Annotated in this window: 16 protein-coding genes; 6 read left to right on the top strand and 10 right to left on the bottom strand. The window is 67.6% G+C overall.

What is annotated here, in order from left to right:
- Positions 1–24: 24 nt before the first annotated feature.
- Complete coding sequence (locus OG716_RS17000; protein WP_405138549.1) at positions 25–1,014, bottom strand: NAD-dependent epimerase/dehydratase family protein; 990 nt, start codon at positions 1,012–1,014, stop codon at positions 25–27.
- Between the two features lie 157 nt (positions 1,015–1,171).
- On the opposite strand from OG716_RS17000, the gene OG716_RS17005 reads away from it, so the two are divergent.
- Both OG716_RS17005 and OG716_RS17010 read left to right on the top strand, forming a co-directional pair.
- Positions 1,172–1,501 carry a type VII secretion target gene (locus OG716_RS17005; RefSeq protein WP_405138550.1) on the top strand — a complete coding sequence of 110 codons (330 nt, stop codon included), beginning with the start codon at positions 1,172–1,174 and terminating at the stop codon, positions 1,499–1,501.
- The gene (locus OG716_RS17010) at positions 1,498–3,072 is read left to right on the top strand and encodes a hypothetical protein (protein ID WP_405138551.1); all 1,575 of its coding nucleotides are present in this window, start codon (positions 1,498–1,500) and stop codon (positions 3,070–3,072) included. The genes OG716_RS17005 and OG716_RS17010 overlap by 4 nt, the downstream gene beginning before the upstream one ends.
- A 305-nt stretch (positions 3,073–3,377) precedes the next feature.
- Here OG716_RS17010 and OG716_RS17015 read toward each other — a convergent pair whose 3' ends face one another.
- Positions 3,378–4,127, bottom strand: a complete 750-nt coding sequence (locus OG716_RS17015) for an SDR family oxidoreductase (protein ID WP_405138552.1) — start codon at positions 4,125–4,127, stop codon at positions 3,378–3,380.
- A gap of 251 nt (positions 4,128–4,378) precedes the next feature.
- Between OG716_RS17015 and OG716_RS17020 the strand changes: the two genes are divergently transcribed.
- Positions 4,379–5,251 (top strand): TIGR03619 family F420-dependent LLM class oxidoreductase, encoded by an 873-nt coding sequence (locus OG716_RS17020; RefSeq protein ID WP_405138553.1) that lies wholly within the window; start codon positions 4,379–4,381, stop codon positions 5,249–5,251.
- 21 nt (positions 5,252–5,272) lie between these two features.
- Here the strand turns inward: OG716_RS17020 and OG716_RS17025 are convergent, their stop codons facing one another.
- Positions 5,273–6,283: a malate dehydrogenase gene (locus tag OG716_RS17025; protein ID WP_405138554.1), complete on the bottom strand. Its 1,011-nt coding sequence runs from the start codon at positions 6,281–6,283 to the stop codon at positions 5,273–5,275.
- 239 nt (positions 6,284–6,522) lie between these two features.
- Here OG716_RS17025 and OG716_RS17030 point away from each other — a divergent pair, with 239 nt between their 5' ends.
- Positions 6,523–7,290, top strand: a complete 768-nt coding sequence (locus OG716_RS17030) for a hypothetical protein (RefSeq protein WP_405138555.1) — start codon at positions 6,523–6,525, stop codon at positions 7,288–7,290.
- Positions 7,291–7,311: 21 nt separating this feature from the next.
- Here the strand turns inward: OG716_RS17030 and OG716_RS17035 are convergent, their stop codons facing one another.
- Together OG716_RS17035 and hisS are read right to left on the bottom strand one after the other, a co-directional pair.
- Positions 7,312–7,959 carry a hypothetical protein gene (locus tag OG716_RS17035; RefSeq protein WP_405138556.1) on the bottom strand — a complete coding sequence of 216 codons (648 nt, stop codon included), beginning with the start codon at positions 7,957–7,959 and terminating at the stop codon, positions 7,312–7,314.
- A 528-nt stretch (positions 7,960–8,487) separates the two neighbouring features.
- The gene (hisS, locus tag OG716_RS17040; RefSeq protein ID WP_405138557.1) at positions 8,488–9,768 is read right to left on the bottom strand and encodes a histidine--tRNA ligase; all 1,281 of its coding nucleotides are present in this window, start codon (positions 9,766–9,768) and stop codon (positions 8,488–8,490) included.
- A 128-nt stretch (positions 9,769–9,896) separates the two neighbouring features.
- Between hisS and OG716_RS17045 the strand changes: the two genes are divergently transcribed.
- Together OG716_RS17045 and OG716_RS17050 are read left to right on the top strand one after the other, a co-directional pair.
- Entirely contained in the window at positions 9,897–10,778 is an 882-nt protein-coding gene (locus OG716_RS17045) for a peptidylprolyl isomerase (protein ID WP_405138558.1), read from the top strand.
- Positions 10,779–11,185: 407 nt separating this feature from the next.
- On the top strand, positions 11,186–11,743 hold the full coding sequence (locus tag OG716_RS17050) for a hypothetical protein (RefSeq protein ID WP_405138559.1): 558 nt from the start codon (positions 11,186–11,188) through the stop codon (positions 11,741–11,743).
- 122 nt (positions 11,744–11,865) lie between these two features.
- Here the strand turns inward: OG716_RS17050 and OG716_RS17055 are convergent, their stop codons facing one another.
- The 5 genes from OG716_RS17055 to OG716_RS17075 all read right to left on the bottom strand — a co-directional run bounded on the left by OG716_RS17055 (position 11,866) and on the right by OG716_RS17075 (position 18,912).
- On the bottom strand, positions 11,866–12,228 hold the full coding sequence (locus tag OG716_RS17055; protein ID WP_405138560.1) for a DUF4913 domain-containing protein: 363 nt from the start codon (positions 12,226–12,228) through the stop codon (positions 11,866–11,868).
- Positions 12,229–12,248: 20 nt separating this feature from the next.
- Positions 12,249–14,108, bottom strand: a complete 1,860-nt coding sequence (locus tag OG716_RS17060; protein WP_405138561.1) for a type IV secretory system conjugative DNA transfer family protein — start codon at positions 14,106–14,108, stop codon at positions 12,249–12,251.
- A 36-nt stretch (positions 14,109–14,144) separates the two neighbouring features.
- Positions 14,145–14,651, bottom strand: a complete 507-nt coding sequence (locus tag OG716_RS17065) for a hypothetical protein (protein WP_355120364.1) — start codon at positions 14,649–14,651, stop codon at positions 14,145–14,147.
- A 176-nt stretch (positions 14,652–14,827) separates the two neighbouring features.
- The gene (locus tag OG716_RS17070) at positions 14,828–15,136 is read right to left on the bottom strand and encodes a transposase (RefSeq protein ID WP_405138562.1); all 309 of its coding nucleotides are present in this window, start codon (positions 15,134–15,136) and stop codon (positions 14,828–14,830) included.
- Positions 15,133–18,912 carry a hypothetical protein gene (locus OG716_RS17075; RefSeq protein ID WP_405138563.1) on the bottom strand — a complete coding sequence of 1,260 codons (3,780 nt, stop codon included), beginning with the start codon at positions 18,910–18,912 and terminating at the stop codon, positions 15,133–15,135. Before OG716_RS17075 ends, OG716_RS17070 begins: the two co-directional genes overlap by 4 nt.
- Positions 18,913–18,918 lie beyond the last annotated feature (6 nt).

The following is an 18,918-nucleotide window of genomic DNA, read 5'->3' on the forward strand; positions in this document are numbered from 1 at the left end:
GTCGAACACTTGTTCTACCAGGTGTCAAGCGATCTTCTGCGTGTCGACCTTGACGGTCTGCCCGTTGTAGAAGGCGATCAGGTCGCGCACGGTCTCCGCGGCGGGCCGCGGCCGGTAGCCGAGTTCGGCTGTGGCCTTGTCGTGTTCGACGATCGGCGCCGCCAGCAGCGCGCCCATGGAAGCCTTCGAGATACGGTCGCTGCCGAGCGCCTTCGCGACCGGTTCCATGACCGGCATGAGCGAGTTGATGAACTTGGCGGGAATGGCGAAGGCGGGCTTCATCCGGCCGTTGATCTCGGCCGCGAGCCGGGTGGCGTGCAGCATATTCGTGAAGTGCCCGCCGAGCAGGTAGTTCTCACCGGTCTTGCCGCGCTCGCCGGCCAGGATCAGGCCACTGGCGACATCGCGCACGTCGACGAGGTCGAAACCGCCGCTGATCATGACGGGCACCCGCCCGCGCGCGGCGTCCCACAGGGTGACATTGATCCGGGAGCCGGTGTTGTCGACCGGACCGTACACACCGGTCGGGTTGCACACCACGGCATCCAGGCCCTTGTCGATGACCTTGCGCAGCTCGATCTCACCCTGCCACTTGGACCGGTCGTAGACGGGCAGCGCGGGATCGATGGAGCGCGGCGAACGCTCGTTGATGTGACCGCCACAGGTGTACTGATTGAACGCGTGAATCGAGCTGGTGTGCACCATGCGGCGCGCACCGACCGCGAGGGCGGCCTCGGCGACGGTGCGCACGCCCTCGGTGTTGATCCGCCACGCCACATCGTTCTTGTGCGCGAGGGTGATGAGTGCGACCAGGTGGTACACGACCTCGGCGCCGTCGAGCGTGCTGCGCATCGAGGCGGGATCGAGCACATCGCCACTGACCCAGGTGACACCGGGGGTGTCCGTGGTGGGCCGGACGCGATCGATGGCAGTCACCTCGTGACCGCGATCCGTAAGCTGGCGAAGCAAGTTGGTGCCAAGGAACCCGGCAGCGCCGGTGACTGCGACCTTCATGAGTTGAAGAATATAGAACTTGTTCTAATTTGCAAGAACGGTCATGCCGCGAACCGGGAGCGCTTCCACCTGCGGCGTGGGGGCATACGGCACGCCGGGGTGGACGCTGAGTGCGTTATATTCGCAACCGCATGTTCACGACGATTGGGGGGCACTGATGGCCGATCTCTCGGTCGATACCGATGCGGTACGCACCTTCGCCGCGACACAGGACGGCGTGGCCGGTGATATCGCCGCCACCGGCGGGCTGGACACCGCCTCCCACGTCGCCGCCATGACGCCCGTCTTCGGGCTCATCGGGGCGGATTTCCTGGCCAGTTTCGCGGTCGCCGAACTATTGCACGACAGGGACATCAACGCGCTCTCGGCGCGCTTCTCACACCTCGGGCAGGCCGCCTTCGGCTCGGCCGCCACCTACGACGCCACCGATGGTTCCTTCGCGGACGGGCTGGGCGCGGTCGCGGGTCAGATCGGTAGCCAGGCATGAGGCCGCTCGATTCCGGTGTGATCAGCGCGCCCGCGCAGCCGATCGCACCCGGTCCGGAGGTAGCGCGCGCGGTACCCTCCGGCACCCTGCTCGATCTGCCGCTGGGCCGGCTCCCCGCCGATATCCCGGGGTTCGAGCCGCCGGAATTCGCCTTGTCCCGCAAGGAATTCGAGCAGCAGGGCACACCGCTGTCCGGTGGTTTGCCCGGCGGTGCGCACGGTGGCGACACCCATGCGGCCTCAGTGCTGGACGGCGCCCTGTCCCCCGCCCTCGATTCCGCGCACGGCGTGCTGTCGGGCGCACAGCGGACGCTGGCCGATGCCCAGGGTGTGCTCGGCAATGCCCAAGCCGCGCTGAGCAATGCGCCTGCCGCGCTCCATGCCGCGCAGGCCGCGTTCGCTCAGGGCGCGATCACTCCGGTGCTGCCGCCGCTGTCCGCGGATCCGGTCGGCGATCTCATGAAGGGATTGTCGGTTCCGGCCGTTCCGGGTCTCGACGCACTGTTCAAACCGTTCCTGGATCTGATCAACAGCTTCGGCACCGGTGTGCTGGGCACCTTGAATCCGGCCTCGCTGCTGAGTCAGGGCTCGAAGTTCATCGAGAGCGCGGTCCAGGTCGGCAGCGGTGCGCTCAAGACGGTCGAGGGGCTCTGGCAGGGCCAGGCGTCGAGCACCGCGCAGTCGGCGGGTCAGCAGGCGCAGAACCACGGCCAGGACACCAGCCAGCGCGGATTCGATCTGTCGGCGATCACCCAGCAGGCCGCGGCGGTGGTGCAGCGCGGCAATATCCAGCTCACCGCCATCGCCCAGTCCTTCGCCGCACAGGCGACCGCACTCGCCCCGGTAGCCCTGACGCCCCCGGGCCAGACCGCCCTGATCGCCGCTGCCACCGAACACCTCGGCTCCGCGATCACGGTCGTGAACGTCACCCACGGCGAATTGTCCGGCTACACAGCGCAACTCAATGGCATCATCGGCCAATTGGCCGGTCAGAACGGCGCACCGAACCCCGCCGAGGTCGCCCAGTCCCTAGCGCAGAATGTCGGCCAGCCGATTCTGGAGCAGGCCAAATCACTCCTCGAAGGCGTGGCGAACCAGTCGGCCACCGACACCGCAAAATTCGATCCGGCCACCGACCTCGACACCAAGGCCGCAGGTCTCGGTGAAGGCGGCGGTGGCGGTGCGGGTGCGGGTGGCGGCGCAGGCGGCGGCGGTGGCGGTGGCGGCCTGGGCGGCGGCATCCCGTCGGCCCCCGGCGGCCCCGGCTCCTCGATCCCCGGCGGCCGAATTGCCGCCCAGGCCAACCCCTTCGGTTCGGGCGCTCCGGGCATGGGAGGCATCGGCGGCCCCGGCAGTCCTGGCTTCATGGGCTCCCCCGGCGGCGGCGCGGGCGGCAAGGGCGGCGGCGATCAACAGCACTCCCGCACCGTCCAGCCCTACCAAAACGTCTCCGGCGAAAGCGAACTCACCAGCAACCTGGGCGCTTCCGGCCCCGGCGTCATCGGCCGACCGGAGGACGAGGTCGCGGGCGACTACGACAGCGACAGCGACAGCGACAGCGACGAAGCCTGATTCCCGCTCCGGACGGAGTGGCGGCCGACTCGCGGAACAGCCTCGTCCCGACCGCGTTTCCGGATGGAGCGGGTGCCGATCTGACCTCCCGCCAGGGCGATGCTCAGCCCGGGATTCACGTCCGGACGGCATTGCGCCATGCGCAGAACAGCGGCGGAGCCTGAACCGCACTCCGGACAAAGTGATGCCGCGGCCATCGGAGTAGCTGCTCCGAGACCGCGGCATCGTTGGTGCCGAGCCGATCCGCAGTACACCCCGCGGGCTCAACCACCGTTCGTGGCGCCGGATCGCGTCCGGCGTGGGGCTCAGACTGCCGTCGGACGGACCTGCGCGTCAATTCCGCCGTCGATGACGAACTGGGCGCCGTGGATGAAACCGGCGTTCGCGCCGAGCAGGTACTGGATCAGGGAGGCGATTTCCTGCGGAGTTCCGTTGCGGCCGATGGGGGCGACGAAATTGCGGATGGCGTCGCCGTAGCGGGGGTCGTCGAGACCGGCCTGCAGCAGCGGGGTTTCCACGCTGCCGGGGGCGACGGTATTGAGACGGACGCGGGCGGCGCCCCATTCGACGGCGCGCTGGCGGACGGCGACGGTGACGGCGTTCTTGGACGCCGAGTACGCGAACGAGCCGGCGTAATCACCCGCCTGCGCGAAGGATTCGGCCTCGGTACCCAGGTTGATCGGGTTGTCGGCCCACGTGAGGTGGGTGGAGGCGACAGATGAAACCACCACTGCCGCAGGCGATTCGCCCTTCTGCAGCGCCGGGAACAGCGCGTCGAGGAAGGCGATGGTGGCGCGGTAGTTGATCTCGACCACGAAGTTCGGATCGGGGACCTGCGGTCCGACGCCGGCGCAGAGCACCAGCCCGTCCAGCACGCCGCCGGAACGTTCCAGCACCGTCTCGACAGCGGCCGCGCGGGCGACCGGATCGGTGAGATCGGCGGTGACGTCGGCATTGCGCAAGTCGATGCCGATGATGTCGTGTCCCGCCGCGGCGAGCGCGGCGGCGGTGGCCGCTCCGATGCCCGAGCCGGATCCGGTGATGGCAATGGTCATGTCTGCGATTAGAACAAGGTTCAGATTGCTGGGGCAACCCCTCGAGCCAGCGATCTCAGCTACCGAGACCCCGCAAGCCCACTCGGCGAACGTCGCGCTACAACAGATGCTGCACCTCAGCGACTTCGAGACTGATACGCCGGTTTCACTCGGATCCATCGCCAATGCGCCCGTCGCGGGCTAACATCACGGCAAGAACTAGAATCTGTTCTAGTTTTGGCAGACTTGCTCACCGTCGAGAGGACGACCCGATGCGCTACACCTACGCGGAGGCGATGACCAACCCGGATTACTACATCCCCTTGGCCCAAGCGGCCGAGGCGGCCGGGTTCCACAGCATCACCATCGCGGACAGCATCGCCTATCCCGCGGAGTCGGACTCGAAATATCCGTACACCCCGGACGGGAACCGTGAGTTCCTGGAGGACAAGCCCTTCATCGAGACCTTCGTACTGTCGGCGGCCATCGCCGCGGCCACCACCACGCTGCGACTGACCCCGTTCGTGCTGAAGCTGCCGATCCGCCCGCCGGTGCTGGTCGCCAAGCAGGCCAGTTCGCTTGCGCGCCTGAGCAATAACCGTTTCGCGCTGGGCGTGGGCATCAGCCCGTGGCCGGAGGACTTCGACATCATGGGCGTGCCGTTCGAGCGCCGCGGCAAGCGCCTGGACGAGTGCATCGAGATCGTGAAGGGCCTGTCCACCGGCGAGTACTTCGAGTACCACGGCGAGTTCTACGACATCCAGAAGATCAAGATGACCCCCGCGCCCACCAAGCCGCTGCCGATCCTGGTCGGCGGGCACAGTGACGCCGCCCTGCGCCGCGCGGTCCGGCTGACCGACGGCTGGATGCACGCCGGCGGCAATGCCGACGACCTCGACAAGTATCTGGCGCGCATCAACGAATTGCGCAGCGAGCGTGACAATCCCGGCGAATTCGAGATCCACGCCGTGTCCTATGACGCCTACACCCCGGACGGTGTGAAGCGCGTCGAGGAGAAGGGCATCACCGATGTGATCGTGGGCTTCCGCAACTCCTACGCCAAGGAGCACGATACGGAGACCCTCGAGGACAAGATCAAGAAGATCAACTGGTACGGCGAGAACGTCATCGCCAAGGTCAGCTGACCTCCCTATCGAAGACCCCGCTCAGGAACGTTTGGCGAAGCCGAGCTCGATGACCGCATCGCGCTCGGCCGCCAGCTCTTGCACACTGAGATCGATTCGGGTGCGCGAGAATTCGTCGATCTGCAGCCCCTGCACGATGCTGTACTCCCCCGCGGCGCAGGTGACCGGGAACGAGCTGATCAGCCCCTCCGGCACGCCGTAGGACCCGTCCGACGGCACCGCCATCGAGACCCATTCGCCCGGCGCGGTGCCCAGCGCCCAGTCGTGAATGTGGTCGATGGCGGCACTGGCCGCACTCGCCGCCGAGGAGGCCCCGCGCGCCTTGATGATCGCGGTGCCGCGCTGTTGCACGGTGGGAATGAAATCGTGCTCCACCCACGGCTGATCATCGATCAGCGCGAGCGCGGCGCGGCCATCGACGGTGGCGTGGCTCAGATCCGGGTACTGGGTCGCCGAGTGATTTCCCCAAATGGCGACGCGGTGGATATCGGCCGCCGCCGCGCCGGTTCTCTTGGCCACCTGCGCAATCGCCCGATTGTGGTCGAGGCGGGTGAGCGCGGTGAACCGCTCGGCGGGCACATCCGGCGCATTGTTCATGGCGATGAAGGCATTGGTATTGGCCGGATTCCCGACCACCAGCACCTTGATATCCGCGGCGGCATTGGCATTGATGGCCGCGCCCTGATCGGTGAAGATCGGGCCGTTGGCGGCCAGCAAATCCGAGCGCTCCATATTCGCCGTACGCGGCCGGGCGCCGACCAGCAGCGCGATATTCGCGCCGTCGAATCCGACCCACGGATCATCGGAGATGTCGATGCCGGACAGCAGCGGGAAGGCGCCGTCCTCGAGCTCCATGGCCACACCCTCGAGAGAGGACACCGCGGCGGGAATCTCGAGCAATCGCAACCGCACCGGGGTCTCGGGGCCGAGCAGCGCGCCGGAGGCGATGCGGAACAGCAGCCCGTAGGCGATCTGTCCGGCGGCGCCGGTCACGGTGACGGTCACAGGTGTCGCCCGGGCGGCAGTGCTCACGACAAACTCCTAGCGGTAGTCGGAATAACCACTTCGACCCTAACCGCGCTCACGTCCGCCGGTACCTGCCGGTGAGGCCCTTCGTGAGGAAGTAGACACTCCGCCGGAAAGCAATAGCACCGGACGGCACTGCGCCCCGCAGCACTCGCTGCGCATTCGGGTGACGCTCGTCGTATGCTGCCCGAAAGGCGGGCCGGGTGTCCCGATGTGCCTGCGAGTCACGAGGATTGGGGACATCGATGTCACCGGATTACCGCCGGCCGGACGATTTGTGGTCACAGGACACCGAAGTTTTCGAGGTCATCCCGGATGACTACGAGCCGGGCCAGGCCGCGCAGCGCGCCGGTTCCGGTGCATCGCGGACGAGCCGGTACACGATCATCGGGCTGATAGCCGCTCTGACCTGCGGGGTGCTAGTGGTCGGAGCAGTGCTGCTGCATGGAAAATTCGCACCGAACAACTCCGGTGCGTCGGCCGCGCCGGTCCGCGTCACCACGGTGCCGGCCGCCCCGACGACAGTGGCCCGAACAACCACGGCGGCGCGGACGACCACCGACGATCCGGCCACCACGTCCCCCTCCACCACGACGACCCCGACCACCACGAGCGTCGCGGATGCCGCCGTTCATCAGCAGTGCACGACACCCGGGCAGACCATTACCAAGGACAGCGGGGTCATTTTGACCTGTGATACCGCCGGGGACGGTGGTTATGTGTGGCTGCAGGAGAGCACTCCCGTCGTCGGATCGCTGTGCAATACCAATGAAGCGGGGACGTTCCGGGCCGCGAGCGACGGCTCGACGCTGCTGTGCGCTCCCGGTGGTGACGGGCGGCTCTACCAGTGGAGACGTCCGGGCGCCTTGCCCGCCGTCAGTCCCGCGCCCGGCGCGAGATGCAGTGCTCAGCGGGACCACTACGCCAGGTCCGCCAGCGGTACGGGGATGTGGTGCCAGCCGGACGGCCACAATTCCGCCAGCGCTACCGGGACGTGGCAGCCGGTGTCATGACCGCCGGTCCGCACTCGGGGACTAGCGAGCCAGCTGGGCGATATCCGCATCGGTGAGCACCACGGCGGAGACCTCGTCGCGATCGCGGACCATGCGCACCGCCCGATAGAGCGGCCGCTCCTCGGCGACGGCGTCGCGCGCCTCGGCGCGCGATTGCAGCACCAGTATTTCCGAGACCGCCAGCGCGGCGGCCAGCGGACAGTTGGCGAGAGCGTCGGCGAGCTTGCGCAGCCCGAGAGTGTGCAGTTCCCGGCCGTCGCCGGAATCGGTGTACATGGCCAGCGGCACAATCCGGATGTCACGGTCGGCGGTGGCGCGCAAGACGATTCGGCTGAGCCGGCCCGGGCGCACGATTATCTCGACCCCGACGGCGTCCGCGAGATCGAGCCGCCGCTCACCCATCCACGTGCGGGACCGAATCACGGTGCCGGACAATCTGATCCGGCGCCGCTGCACCGTAATGGCGTACAGCGCCGTCGGCGCGCCCAGCACCACACCGGTGGCGACGGCCAGCGGCCAGGTCACCATGAGCGCCAGCAGCAATCCCACCCCGACCCCGATCCCGATGGCAGAGAGGGCAAGCCGGCGCAACGAGGGCGCCAGCAATTCCGGCGCGATGAGATCGAGCCCGATTTCGGCATCGGGCCCGGCGTTCGATTGTTCAGTCACGGTTGCGCATTCGTCCGGTCGGAGGGTGCGCCGGTCGCCACGAAGCACCGCTCCCGCACACCGCCGGGACGCTACCAGCACTTCCCGCCTCCCCGAACCTTTTGGCCAGACTCTTCCCGCCTCCCCGAACCTTTTGGCCAGACTCTTCCCGCCTCCCCGAACCTTTTGGCCAGACTTAGGATTCGATACAGTCGCGTTGGCGACCGGCGGTCAGGCGGTGGTTCGGTCAGCCCGTACCCAGGGAGTTACCCCGACCGGAACTAGATCAGTTGTCGCCTAAAGCGACGGACCTAGAGCGCTAAAGCGACGGGCCTAGAGCGCTAGAGCGACGGACCTAGGGCGATGGACTCTAATTCACCGATCTCGCACGAGCCACGCGGGTCCGGGCGGCCGATCGGCCCCGGCGTCCTGCGCACGATTTCCCCTGCCGCGCACGGAATCTCCGGCCATTTGGTGCGCGGCGAGCCATTTGTGCCCGGCAACCGCGACCCGGACAGCGGATTCGCTGCCGGGCCGTGGTTGGGTTGGTCAGGGCTGTTTGCCCATGAGGACGGCGGTCAGTTGGGCGACTGCTTCGTTCAGTGGGATTTGGCGTTGTTCGCCGGTGCTGAGGTCCTTCAGGCCTATTTCGCCCTCGGTGACCTCCCGGTCGCCCAGCACCAATGCGAAACGCGCACCGGACTTGTCGGCGGCCTTCATGGCCGACTTCATACCGCGCCCGCCGTAGGCGAGATCGGTGCGAATGCCGGCGGCGCGCAGCTGCCCGGCGAGGGCCACCAGATGCTGCTTGGCGATATCGCCCAGCGGCACCCCGAACACGTCGATGCGCGAGCCGTCGGTGGCGGACTTGCCCTCGGCGGCGAGCGCCAGCACGGTGCGGTCCACGCCGATGCCGAAGCCGATGCCCGAGAGCGCCTGCCCGCCGAGCTCGGCCATGAGCCCGTCGTAGCGGCCGCCGCCGCCGATGCCGGACTGCGCGCCCAGACCGTCGTGCACGAATTCGAAGGTGGTCTTCGTGTAGTAGTCCAAGCCGCGCACCATGCGCGGGTTGACCACGTACGGCACGCCGAGCGTGTCGAGGTAGCCGAGCACCAGTTCGAAGTGCGCCTTGGCCGATTCGGACAGGTGATCGATCATGAGCGGCGCGCCGGCCGTCATTTCCTTGACCTCGGGCCGCTTGTCGTCGAGCACACGCAGCGGGTTGATTTCGGCGCGGCGGCGGGTCTCCTCATCGAGCGGGAGCTTGAAGAGGAACTCCTGCAACAGTTCCCGGTACTGCGGGCGGCAGGTCTCGTCGCCGAGCGAGGTGAGCTCCAGCCGGAAACCGTCCAGGCCCAGCGATCGGAACCCGGTATCGGCGATCGCGATGACCTCGGCGTCCAGCGCCGGATCGTCCACGCCGATGGCTTCCACGCCGACCTGCTGCAGCTGCCGGTACCGGCCCTTCTGCGGCCGTTCGTAGCGGAAGAACGGACCCGCGTAGGCGAGCTTGACCGGCAGTGCCCCCCGGTCGAGACCGTGCTGGATGACCGCGCGCATGACGCCGGCGGTGCCTTCGGGTCGCAGCGTGAAGCTCTCACCATTGCGGTCGGCGAAGGTCCACATCTCCTTGCTGACCACGTCGGTCGACTCGCCGACACCCCGCGTGAACAGGGCGGTGTCTTCGAAGATCGGCAGCTCGATGTGCCCGTACCCGGCCAGTCGCGCGGTATGAATCAATCCGTCGCGCACGGCGACGAACTCCGCTGAGGTGGGCGGCAGGTAATCGGGGACCCCCTTCGGGGCACGGAAGCTGCTGGTCTCGGTCACGAGGTTCAGTTTTCCCCATCGTGCTCTCCCAAGTCCAACCGGTTAGTGTGCACCGGTTATAAGGGATGGTCTCAGGAAGTGATGGCACACTCTTATGCCGGAAGCAACCGATACGGAGGGACTAGCTAGTGCCGAGCAATGAACAGCGACGCGCTGCAGCGAAACGGAAGCTGGAGCGTCAGGTCGCAAACCGGACCCAGCGGGCGCGCAAGCGCAAGCAACTGACCATCGCCGCCTCAGCGCTGGGCGTCGTGGTCGCGGTCGCGGCAGGTGTCGGCATCTACTTCCTGACGCGGGGTGATGACAGCACCAGCACCACCGCCGCCTCCGCCTCCGAAACCCCGGACGCCTCGCTGGCGTCGGCGGCGCCGCCCGCGGCGAAGGCCAAGCCCGCGACGGTGACCTGCGATTACCGTGTGGCACAGCAGCAGCCGTCGGATCGCCAGGTGACCAAGCCCGGCACCGACAATATCTCCACGGCCGGCACCCCGAAGGCCGATCTGCAGACCAGCCAGGGCCCGATCGGCATCACCCTGAATCCGGGCGAATCCCCTTGCACCGTCAACTCTTTCGAGAGTCTGGCCAAGCAGAAGTTCTTCGACAACACCTCGTGCCACCGGATGACCACCGGTAAGGGCCTGAAGGTGCTGCAGTGCGGCGATCCGACCGCCAGCGGTAAGGGCGGCCCGGGTTACGCGTTCGACAACGAGTACCCGACCGATCAGTACGCGCCGAATGATCAGGCCGCTCAGACGCCGGTGAACTACAAGCGCGGCGTGATCGCCATGGCCAACGCCGGACCGGACCAGACCGGCAAGGGCACCAATGGCAGCCAGTTCTTCCTGGTCTACGGCGACTCGCAGCTGCCGCCGCAGTACACCATCTTCGGCACCATCGACGACGCCGGACTGGCCACGCTCGACAAGGTCGCCAAGGCCGGTGTCACCGGCGGTGGCCAGGACGGCAAGCCCGCCACCGACGTAACCATCCAGTCGGTCCGAATCGACTGACCAACACGACATTTCGGGCCCGGCATCGCGATGATGCCGGGCCCGTTCAGTTTCCGGCGAAACGTCCGAGATTCGGCCACCGAACCTACTGTGTAAGGCTTTCCTAACCAAAGAAAATCCTGAGTTTCCCGCACGCTGCCGGAATTGTGCGATATATGCTGTATCGCGACGCGCGCGTGCGGCGGTATCTGAGTTTTCGCTGGTAATCTCGTAGAACGGAGTACGAAGCGGCGTAGTAAGGCCTACCGGGCCAACCCCATCGGGCCGAACCCCCCAGCGCCACTCTCGCTCCCGGTGTCACGTTTGCAGGCGGGACTCAGCTATCCGAATCACCGTTCGTGTGGCGAGGATCGTGACGAAGCACCACAATCATCCATAGTGATCACTGCAGCATCGGGGAGCAGGCAATGGCCGAGGAACTCGACGACATCGGCCGCGAAACCGCGGCGATGATGAGGCAAATGTTGCAGCTCGCGACGCTTGTCGCGCTGCGCACCCGGGAACGTGGCCAGAAGGAAGCGGAAGCCCGCGTCAAGGTCACCGAAGCCCGGCAGAAGGAAGGCCGTGAACGTCAGCTGCGCGAAGCCGCTGATGCGAAGGCCAAGGATCCGCGCAATGTCGAACTTGCGCGCATGATCGAAAAACCGCCGCTGGACAAGGGCGTATCACTCGAGAAGGATCGTTTCGCCGCACAGGCAGAGGCCGGCCGCATGGCCGCGACCCAGGCCGCCGCCGCGAACAAATCCCTCACGCGATACGACTCCGTCGAGCGCCGAACCGCTCTGGCCCAACATCTTTCCCGCATGGGTATCGCGCCCGAGCTGGCCGCGGTGCGCATGCTGATGGAGGTCGGGCAGGCACAGTCGGCGCAGGAAGCCGTGCGGGCCAAGGACCAGGAGGCCGCGGTGGCACAGCGCCGGGCCCGTGAGCTGGAAGCACGTGGGCGCGAACGCGTCCGCTCCTGAAAGCTGTTCCGGCTGATAGCTGTTCCGGCTGATTCAGCCCCCGACGCGAGAGCGGCGGATCGCTCGAAAGACGATCCGCCACAACGCGATCACGCGCGACCCGGCTCTCATCGCGACCAGCCTCACATGTGGAAATCACCCATGTTCGGATCGCTGAACAGCCCCTGCGCCGGTGATTTCAGCGGCAGCGGTGTGAGCATGTCCTTGTGCCCGTTGCGCACGCTGCAGTACTTGAACGGCCCCTTCGGATCGAACAGCTTCGCCATGTGCGGATCGGCGTGATCCAGGAACCACACGCTCAGACCGGTTTTGCCCTCTTTGCGCAGGTGTTCCCATGCCCGCCACATGGCGTCGAGCCGGGCTACCGCCTCCGCGTGCTTCCACCATTCCGGGCACCACACCGTATCGCTGATATCGGTGACCTGCCGCCGGTACACCAGACTCAGATAGTTCTCCACAAACTCGACGACGCTCGTATACGCCATAGGTGTTTCCTGCTGTTCGTTCACAGCGGCCGGACCTCCTCAATCTGCCCGGCGTCGTACGCCGGCTCGGCCTTGATCAACGAGGGCCCGCCGATCAGATCAGCGATCTCGGTCTTACGACGTGGTGACGGATCATGGTGCGTGATCGACTTCTTCACCTCTTCGGCGTATTCGCCCTCCCACCACGGCACGGTGCGCACGAGCACCGCCGGTGCGCCGGAGGAGAAGACGATGGCACGGCCGCGCGGCAGGGTGGCCAGACCGTGCACATTGAAGGTGCGTGAGGAGCCGAGCGACCGCGAATAGCTCTTGCCGCCAGAGGATTCCGAGACCGAGGAGGAGATGCTGTCGTAATCGCCGATCGCCTCGGAGCGCTCCTGCAGGAACTTGGTGTCGTCCACGCCGCTGCCGAGCACCTTGACATTGGCGGCGGCCCACAGCGCCTCCATACCGTCCACACCCCAGCACCGCGCACCCTGCGCCCAGGACTGCAGCACCGTCATGACCACGATGCCGCGCGAGCCGAAGTGGCTGTACTGCTTCGGAAGATCCTTCCAGCGCACCACATTCGCGGCCTCGTCGAGCACCGCGAGCAGCGGGATCTCCAACCGGCCGCCGTGCGAGCGCGACGCCTCCCGCATGGCGATATCGATGACCGCCTCGGTGAGCGCGCTGACCAGTGGCGCGGCCGAACCGCGACCCTCCAGCGAGAGGCAGTACAGCGTGCCGTTGTCCCGAATGAAGGCCAGCTCGTCGAACTGCTGACCGCCGAATTCCCGGGAGATCCAGCGGTGCACATTCGACATGCGCAAACAGCCGACCATCTTCTTGGCGGTGCCGAAAACACCACTGCGCGTGCGGTCGTCGACGTTGTACTGCTGCGCGAGACCGGAGGCGACGAAGTGGAAGCGCCCGGAGCGGCGCAGCAGTTCGATCGGTTCGGTATCGAGTGGATTGGTGACCCAGTCCCAGATCTGCGTGATCGGGCGTTCGTCCACCGCCGCCGCCAGGAAGAGTCCACCGAGCAGATCCTCGGCTTCCTGATCGAAATAGCTGTCGGTGGAGGTGGTGACCGCGCCGGACATATCGGAGGCGTCGGCGAAGTGCCCGGCCAGTCGCGCGGCCCGCACCTCACATCCGGAATTGTGCGCATCGACCCAGGCCAGCGGATCCCAGAACCAGTTGTGCGCCCGGTCATCGGAATTCATCGGATCGCCCGCGATGTCCTGCGGATCGAAGATGAAGATCGGGCTGCCCTTGCTGTCGCGCACATCGCGGGTGGCGTCCACGACATCGCGCTTGTTCGAGGTGACCACCACCGGCCCGATGGCGGCCAGGATCGCCGGGATCACGCGGGAGGTCGTCTTGCCCTGCCGCGGACCCCAGATATCGATGTGCAGATCCTCGTAAGAGCCGTACAGCATGCAGTTGTCCGCGACCGACATACCGATAGGTACACCGGGAATATCGTTGCGGCCCAAGCGCATACCGAGCTGATCCGCCTTGGCGCGCACACCGGCCTCGGTGAGCGCGCTGATGGCACCACCGTTGCCCATATGCTCGGCCTTATCGTCCACCGGCAGTCGCCCGACGGCTGCGCGCGTCTTCATTCTCTTCTTCATGAAGACATAAGCGACGGCGGCCAGGATCACCAGCACCACGATGACGGTGGAGAACATCGGCCAGTGCAGAGTGCCCTTACCCAGCGCGATGGCGAGGGCGATCGGATTGATCGGAATGTTCTGTCTGGGGGAAGACAGCAGATTACCCAGTTGCAATGACAGCCACAGCGTTCCGAGGACCGCGCCCGCCGCGTAGATCAATTGCAGGGTGGTGTCCGGCCCGGGATCGGCCGGGTCCTTCACCGGTTTCTTCGCCATCTCTAGCCTCCTGGATGACCTGTATCTCGTTGCTGCTCAGTGGAATTCATCGAGCAGCCAGCTGCTGCCGTTGCGTACTACGGTGGCGACGACCGTTATCGGCGGCCTCGGCTCGCGCCGGGAGTCCGGATAGACGACCGTCTGCTCTATACCGATCTTGTACTGCTGCCGGTTCGGATCCGCGCCCGGCGGAGCCGTCTCACCCGAGGCGAATACGAATGCCTCGACGTGTGCTCCGGCCTTGCCCCAATCGGCCCACTGCAGCGTCGCCTTCGGCGTCTCGGCGCTCGTGGGTGGTGTGTCCAGTGTACGGATCAGCGTGGGACCCAGCCATTTCCGCGCCCGCATCAGCGCGGCCGATTGCGACTCGGTAGCCGGATACCAGGTGAATATCTCCCGCAGCGCCGCGACCGCTACCCCGTCGGGGGTGGTGGGGTCGGGTGTCGGAGCGCTCTGCAGTAGACGCGTGGTGGACGTGGGCGGCTGCAGCGGACTCGGACCCGAGCTGCTTCCGCCGCCACTGCCGCACGCGGACACCAGCATTGCGACGCCTAGCACCAGCATCACCACCCGGTTCGCGTGTTGGCCATTCCCGAGGACGGACCGCACCGACCTCCAGGCTAGTCCTTGAAATCGGCGGCCGGGCAATACCGGCGGGTTTGCCGAGTCGGCGTGTCCGCACTCGCGACACGCGGTCAGATGCCCTATGCGGCACGCGGTCATACGCCCCGCTTGGCGTCGTGCAGGGTCTCCACCAGGCTGCGATTCATCTCGGCGGCGGCGGCCAACTGCTGCTGCAGCAGTGCCACCTTGCGCCGCAGGGCGATCGCGTCCATGCGTTCCAGGCCCGGGCTCTCCGCGGCGCGGACCCAGTTGCGCACCGAATTGGTGTGCACGCCGATCTGTTCGGCGACCGCCCGGCAGGCCTCGGACTCGGACCGCAGCTTGCCGGTGAGCGCGATGACCGATTCGACCGCGGCCTGTCTGACCTCGGGCGAGACTCTTCGATAAGACCGATGCGGCATCATGCGGCACTCCCGTCGTCGGTGCCGCGGCGGGCGGTGGATTCGGTGAATTCGCTGAAACGCTGGTTGGTGTCGTGGATTCCGCTCTCCTTCTCGGAGGGCGTGAACTCCATCTGGAACGGGATGCCCGGGCGGCGATCCTCACCGATCTTGAGCAGGAACTTGCCGGTACCCGGTGCGGGTGGCCGGTGCTGGCCCGGTTTGAGCGCCTCGCCGGTGAGGGCCTGCGGCGCAGACCAACTGGTCACCATGTCCTCCTCGGCGGAGGTGAACGGGACCGTGGAATCGAGGCGGGCGATCTCCTCGGCCGGCAGTGCGCCGAAGATCTTGGCGCGGGCGCGTTCCAGGAAGCCGAGCGCCTTGGAGATGGCGGCCTCCGAGCCGAGGGACTGCAGATCCTTGATGGTGTGGCTGATCATGATGAGCGAGGTGGCGATTCCGCGCTGCAGACGGGTCAATTCGTCCACCCGGTCGACCATGAAGTCGCCCAGGCCGAGCACCTGCCACAGCTCGTCCATGACTACCTGGAAGTAGCGCTGCGGGCCCAGATCGGCATCGGCGAGCACGTGCGCGGCCTCCACCGAGGCGAAACCGTCGGCCCAGCAGGCCAGCATGACGGCGGCCTTGAGCTTCTTGTCCCCGCTGGGGATGTGCGAGACGTCGATGCAGACCGCGGTGGCGGTCGTATCGATGGGAGTTGTGGTCTGCCCGTTGAAGACCGCGCCGAACGGACCCTGGGTGAGCGCGCGCAATGATCGGCGCAGGCCCTTGATGGCGTTCTGGTATTCCTCGGCGTTGTCGGCGCCGGCGTCGAGTTGCATTTCCTCACCGCCCGTGATGATCACGGTGAGCAGGTCCTCGATGATGGGCGGCTGGTCGGGGGTGAATTTGCTGCCCGTCCGGTACAGGATGGTCAGCGCGGTCGAGATGAGCGTTTCCTCGTAATCGCGTACGCGCGCACCGCGAACCAGCTCCACCAGACCGGCGACCAGGGTGGTCTGGCGGGCCCGCAGCTCCTGCATCACCTGAATCTGCAGTTCGGGCAGGTGATCGAGCTTCGGCACGATGGAGCCGAGCACGCCGGCGGCGAGCGGATTGAGCTTGCCGTGGCCGTAACCCAGATCGATGACCTGGCCGTCGACCAGCTCCACCAGCTTGCGGTAGTCGGGCTTGACGTCGGCCAGGATGAGCGGGGTGATGCCCTGCGCCACACCGCCGAGCACAATGCGGCGCACCAGCGAGGATTTGCCGAAACCATTGAGGCCCAGCACGAAAAGGCTCGGCGCGGTGATGAAACTGCCGCGCATGAACCAGTTCATCGGGTCGAAGCAGACCGGCGCACCGGTGTGCAGATGGGAGCCCAGCGGGGTGCCGATGAGGGGCGCGCCCGCGCCGACCGACCACGGCCACAGGCCCGCGACCTGCGCGGTGGTGGCGCGGTATTCGACCGGGCGGCCGATCACGTTCATCCGCCCGCCGCCCGCGCCGATATAGCCGCGGTCGGTCAGTTGTGCTGTGGTGCGGTCGAATTCGTCGACACTGCCGTACTCCATACGCTCCGCGCGGGCCGCGAAATTGCGGCGGCGCAGATCATCGGTATGCAGCCGGAAGGTGGCCCAGGCGGCACGCAGGCCGTTCTGTTCGCGTGCCACCACCTCCAGCTTCGCGCGCGCGGCGTCATCGAGCAGTTTGGGACCGGACTGCTTCTTCTTGGCCGCGGCCCGGCGCTTGGCGGCAGCGGATTTGGCGGCCTTGGACTGAGCCGCCTTATCGCTCTTGGTCTTCCGCGCGGCGGTGCGCTTCTGCTCCTCGGTGGCGGGCCGCTCCGGACGGGTGCGCGCCTGCCTGCCGCGCTCCGGGCGATCAGCAGATTCGCCCTCGGGGCGCGGTCGCCGGGGACGCGCGGGTGTCCCGGTGCGGCCACCCAGATGCACACGATCGGCATCGGTGGGCCTGGGACGGCCCTCGGCGCCGCCGGGGCGCTGCGCTTCCCGGCCCTCGGCGCGCGGCACGCCCTCACCACGCGGCACACCGTCACCGCGCAGCGCATCGCGACCTTCGCGCGATACCTCGCGACCTTCACCACGCAGCCCGTCACGCGCTTCACCACGGGGCAGGTCACGGCTCTCGCCGCGCAGCCCGTCACGGCCTTCACCGCGCAGCACATCGCGACCTTCACGCGGCACCTCACGGCCTTCGCCACGCAGCCCGTCACGGCCTTCGCCACGAGGTACGGCTCGGCCCTCGGCGCGGGGTGCATGCCTGCCCTCGCCACGCTGCCCCTCGGCGCCCGGCGGACGGCGGCGCTGACCCGGTGCGTCGGAACCGCGCAACCGGCCTTCGATATCGGCGGGACGGCGGCCTTCTCGCTCGCCCGCGTGCTCACCGCGACGCTCGCCACCCGCCGCACGGCGGGCCTCACGTTCGCCCGCAGTCTCGGCGCGGCGTTCGCGCGCGGGGGGTTCTCCGGCCCGCGCTATGTCACGCCCGGGCTGTCCCTCCCCCGGTGCGACCTCCGGACCGCGCGGACGCCGCGGCCTGGCCTCGGCCGCCGCCTCCAGCCGCTCCGGTACCAGCCCGGGCGATTCCAGCACCGGCGGAACCATGTCAGTCACGGCGTCGCCGCCGCGAGTACCTTCCCCATCCATGCGCTCCCCCTCGACTCGATCCGAATCGCGCGGGCGCGCACCTTCGGTCACCACACGGCGCGCACGTTCCCGCTCCGACTGTTCCGAGCCGCTGAGACCTTCTGTAATAACCGCCGAATCCCCCACCACCGCAGCAGCTTCCGCTCCCACCGTGGCTGACGGCGCGCCCTCACCCGCACGCCTCGATCCCTCGCCGGCTGCCTGCCGCCGGGCCGCCCGATCGGCATCGGCAATTCCGGCACTGCCCGGGACCCCGGCTTCCGCGACCGGATCACCTGTGCGCGGCGCCTTTTCCGCCGCCGCGGCCCGAGAATCCGAGCCCGGCAGGTCCGCCCGCGGCTCCCGCCCGGACGTCGCTGCTGCCGACCGCCGTTCGCGGTCTCCGGGGGCACGCGCATCCCGTCCCGGGGTTTGCACAAGACCCTGCTGGTCACGGCCCGAAGTTGCTGCCGCCGACTGCCCTTCGCGGCTTCCGGTGGCACGGGCATCCCGTCCCGGGGATTGCCCAAGACCCTGCTGGTCACGGCCCGAAGTTGCTGCCGCCGACTGCCCTTCGCGGCTTCCGGTGGCACGGGCATCCCGTCCCGGGGATTGCCCAAGACCCTGCTGGTCACGGCCCGAAGTTGCTGCCGCCGACTGCCGTTCACGGTCCGCGCGAGCGTCCCGATCCGGGGCCTGTCTCAGTGCCTGCGGGTCACGGCCCGAAACGTCTGCGGCGGTCCGGGATTCGCGCTCCGGCGCGGGGTCGGAGCGAACCGGAGTCGGCTCGATCGCCTGGGGGGCGGAGGCGCGCAGGGCGTCGTAGGAGGAGCGCTCGCGGTCCGGGGGGTTGAGTTCGAGGGGCGCGGGCGGGGCCTGGGCGTCCGAATCACCCTCCTGCCCTTCGGCGGGCGGGCCGAGTTGGATGGGTGCGTCGGCGTCCGGGAGGGGGTCGCGGCGGAGCAGACGGCGGTCGGGCAGGGTGCCGCGGCGTGGGCGGTGCTCGTCGCGGGCCACCCGGCTCGCGGGATAGGCCTGCTCCGGATCGCCGAGCGTGCGCTCGGGCTCATCCGGGACCGCCTCGCGACGGGCAGCACGACGGGCGGGAACGGCATCGCGTTCCCGCACCGGTGGTTCGAATTCACGTGCCATGAACGG

It is taken from the genome of Nocardia sp. NBC_01388 (assembly GCF_045040085.1).
Lineage (GTDB): Bacteria > Actinomycetota > Actinomycetes > Mycobacteriales > Mycobacteriaceae > Nocardia.

What these genes read in the sequence shown, in the direction of transcription:
- OG716_RS17050 (WP_405138559.1), top strand. Translation starts at nt 11,186, where the DNA reads ATGGCCGAGGAACTCGACGACATCGGCCGCGAAACCGCGGCGATGATG.
- OG716_RS17075 (WP_405138563.1), bottom strand. Translation starts at nt 18,912, where the DNA reads ATGGCACGTGAATTCGAACCACCGGTGCGGGAACGCGATGCCGTTCCC.
- OG716_RS17060 (WP_405138561.1), bottom strand. Translation starts at nt 14,108, where the DNA reads ATGGCGAAGAAACCGGTGAAGGACCCGGCCGATCCCGGGCCGGACACC.
- OG716_RS17065 (WP_355120364.1), bottom strand. Translation starts at nt 14,651, where the DNA reads ATGCTGGTGTCCGCGTGCGGCAGTGGCGGCGGAAGCAGCTCGGGTCCG.
- OG716_RS17055 (WP_405138560.1), bottom strand. Translation starts at nt 12,228, where the DNA reads ATGGCGTATACGAGCGTCGTCGAGTTTGTGGAGAACTATCTGAGTCTG.
- OG716_RS17030 (WP_405138555.1), top strand. Translation starts at nt 6,523, where the DNA reads ATGTCACCGGATTACCGCCGGCCGGACGATTTGTGGTCACAGGACACC.
- OG716_RS17000 (WP_405138549.1), bottom strand. Translation starts at nt 1,014, where the DNA reads ATGAAGGTCGCAGTCACCGGCGCTGCCGGGTTCCTTGGCACCAACTTG.
- OG716_RS17010 (WP_405138551.1), top strand. Translation starts at nt 1,498, where the DNA reads ATGAGGCCGCTCGATTCCGGTGTGATCAGCGCGCCCGCGCAGCCGATC.
- OG716_RS17020 (WP_405138553.1), top strand. Translation starts at nt 4,379, where the DNA reads ATGCGCTACACCTACGCGGAGGCGATGACCAACCCGGATTACTACATC.
- OG716_RS17015 (WP_405138552.1), bottom strand. Translation starts at nt 4,127, where the DNA reads ATGACCATTGCCATCACCGGATCCGGCTCGGGCATCGGAGCGGCCACC.
- OG716_RS17005 (WP_405138550.1), top strand. Translation starts at nt 1,172, where the DNA reads ATGGCCGATCTCTCGGTCGATACCGATGCGGTACGCACCTTCGCCGCG.
- OG716_RS17070 (WP_405138562.1), bottom strand. Translation starts at nt 15,136, where the DNA reads ATGATGCCGCATCGGTCTTATCGAAGAGTCTCGCCCGAGGTCAGACAG.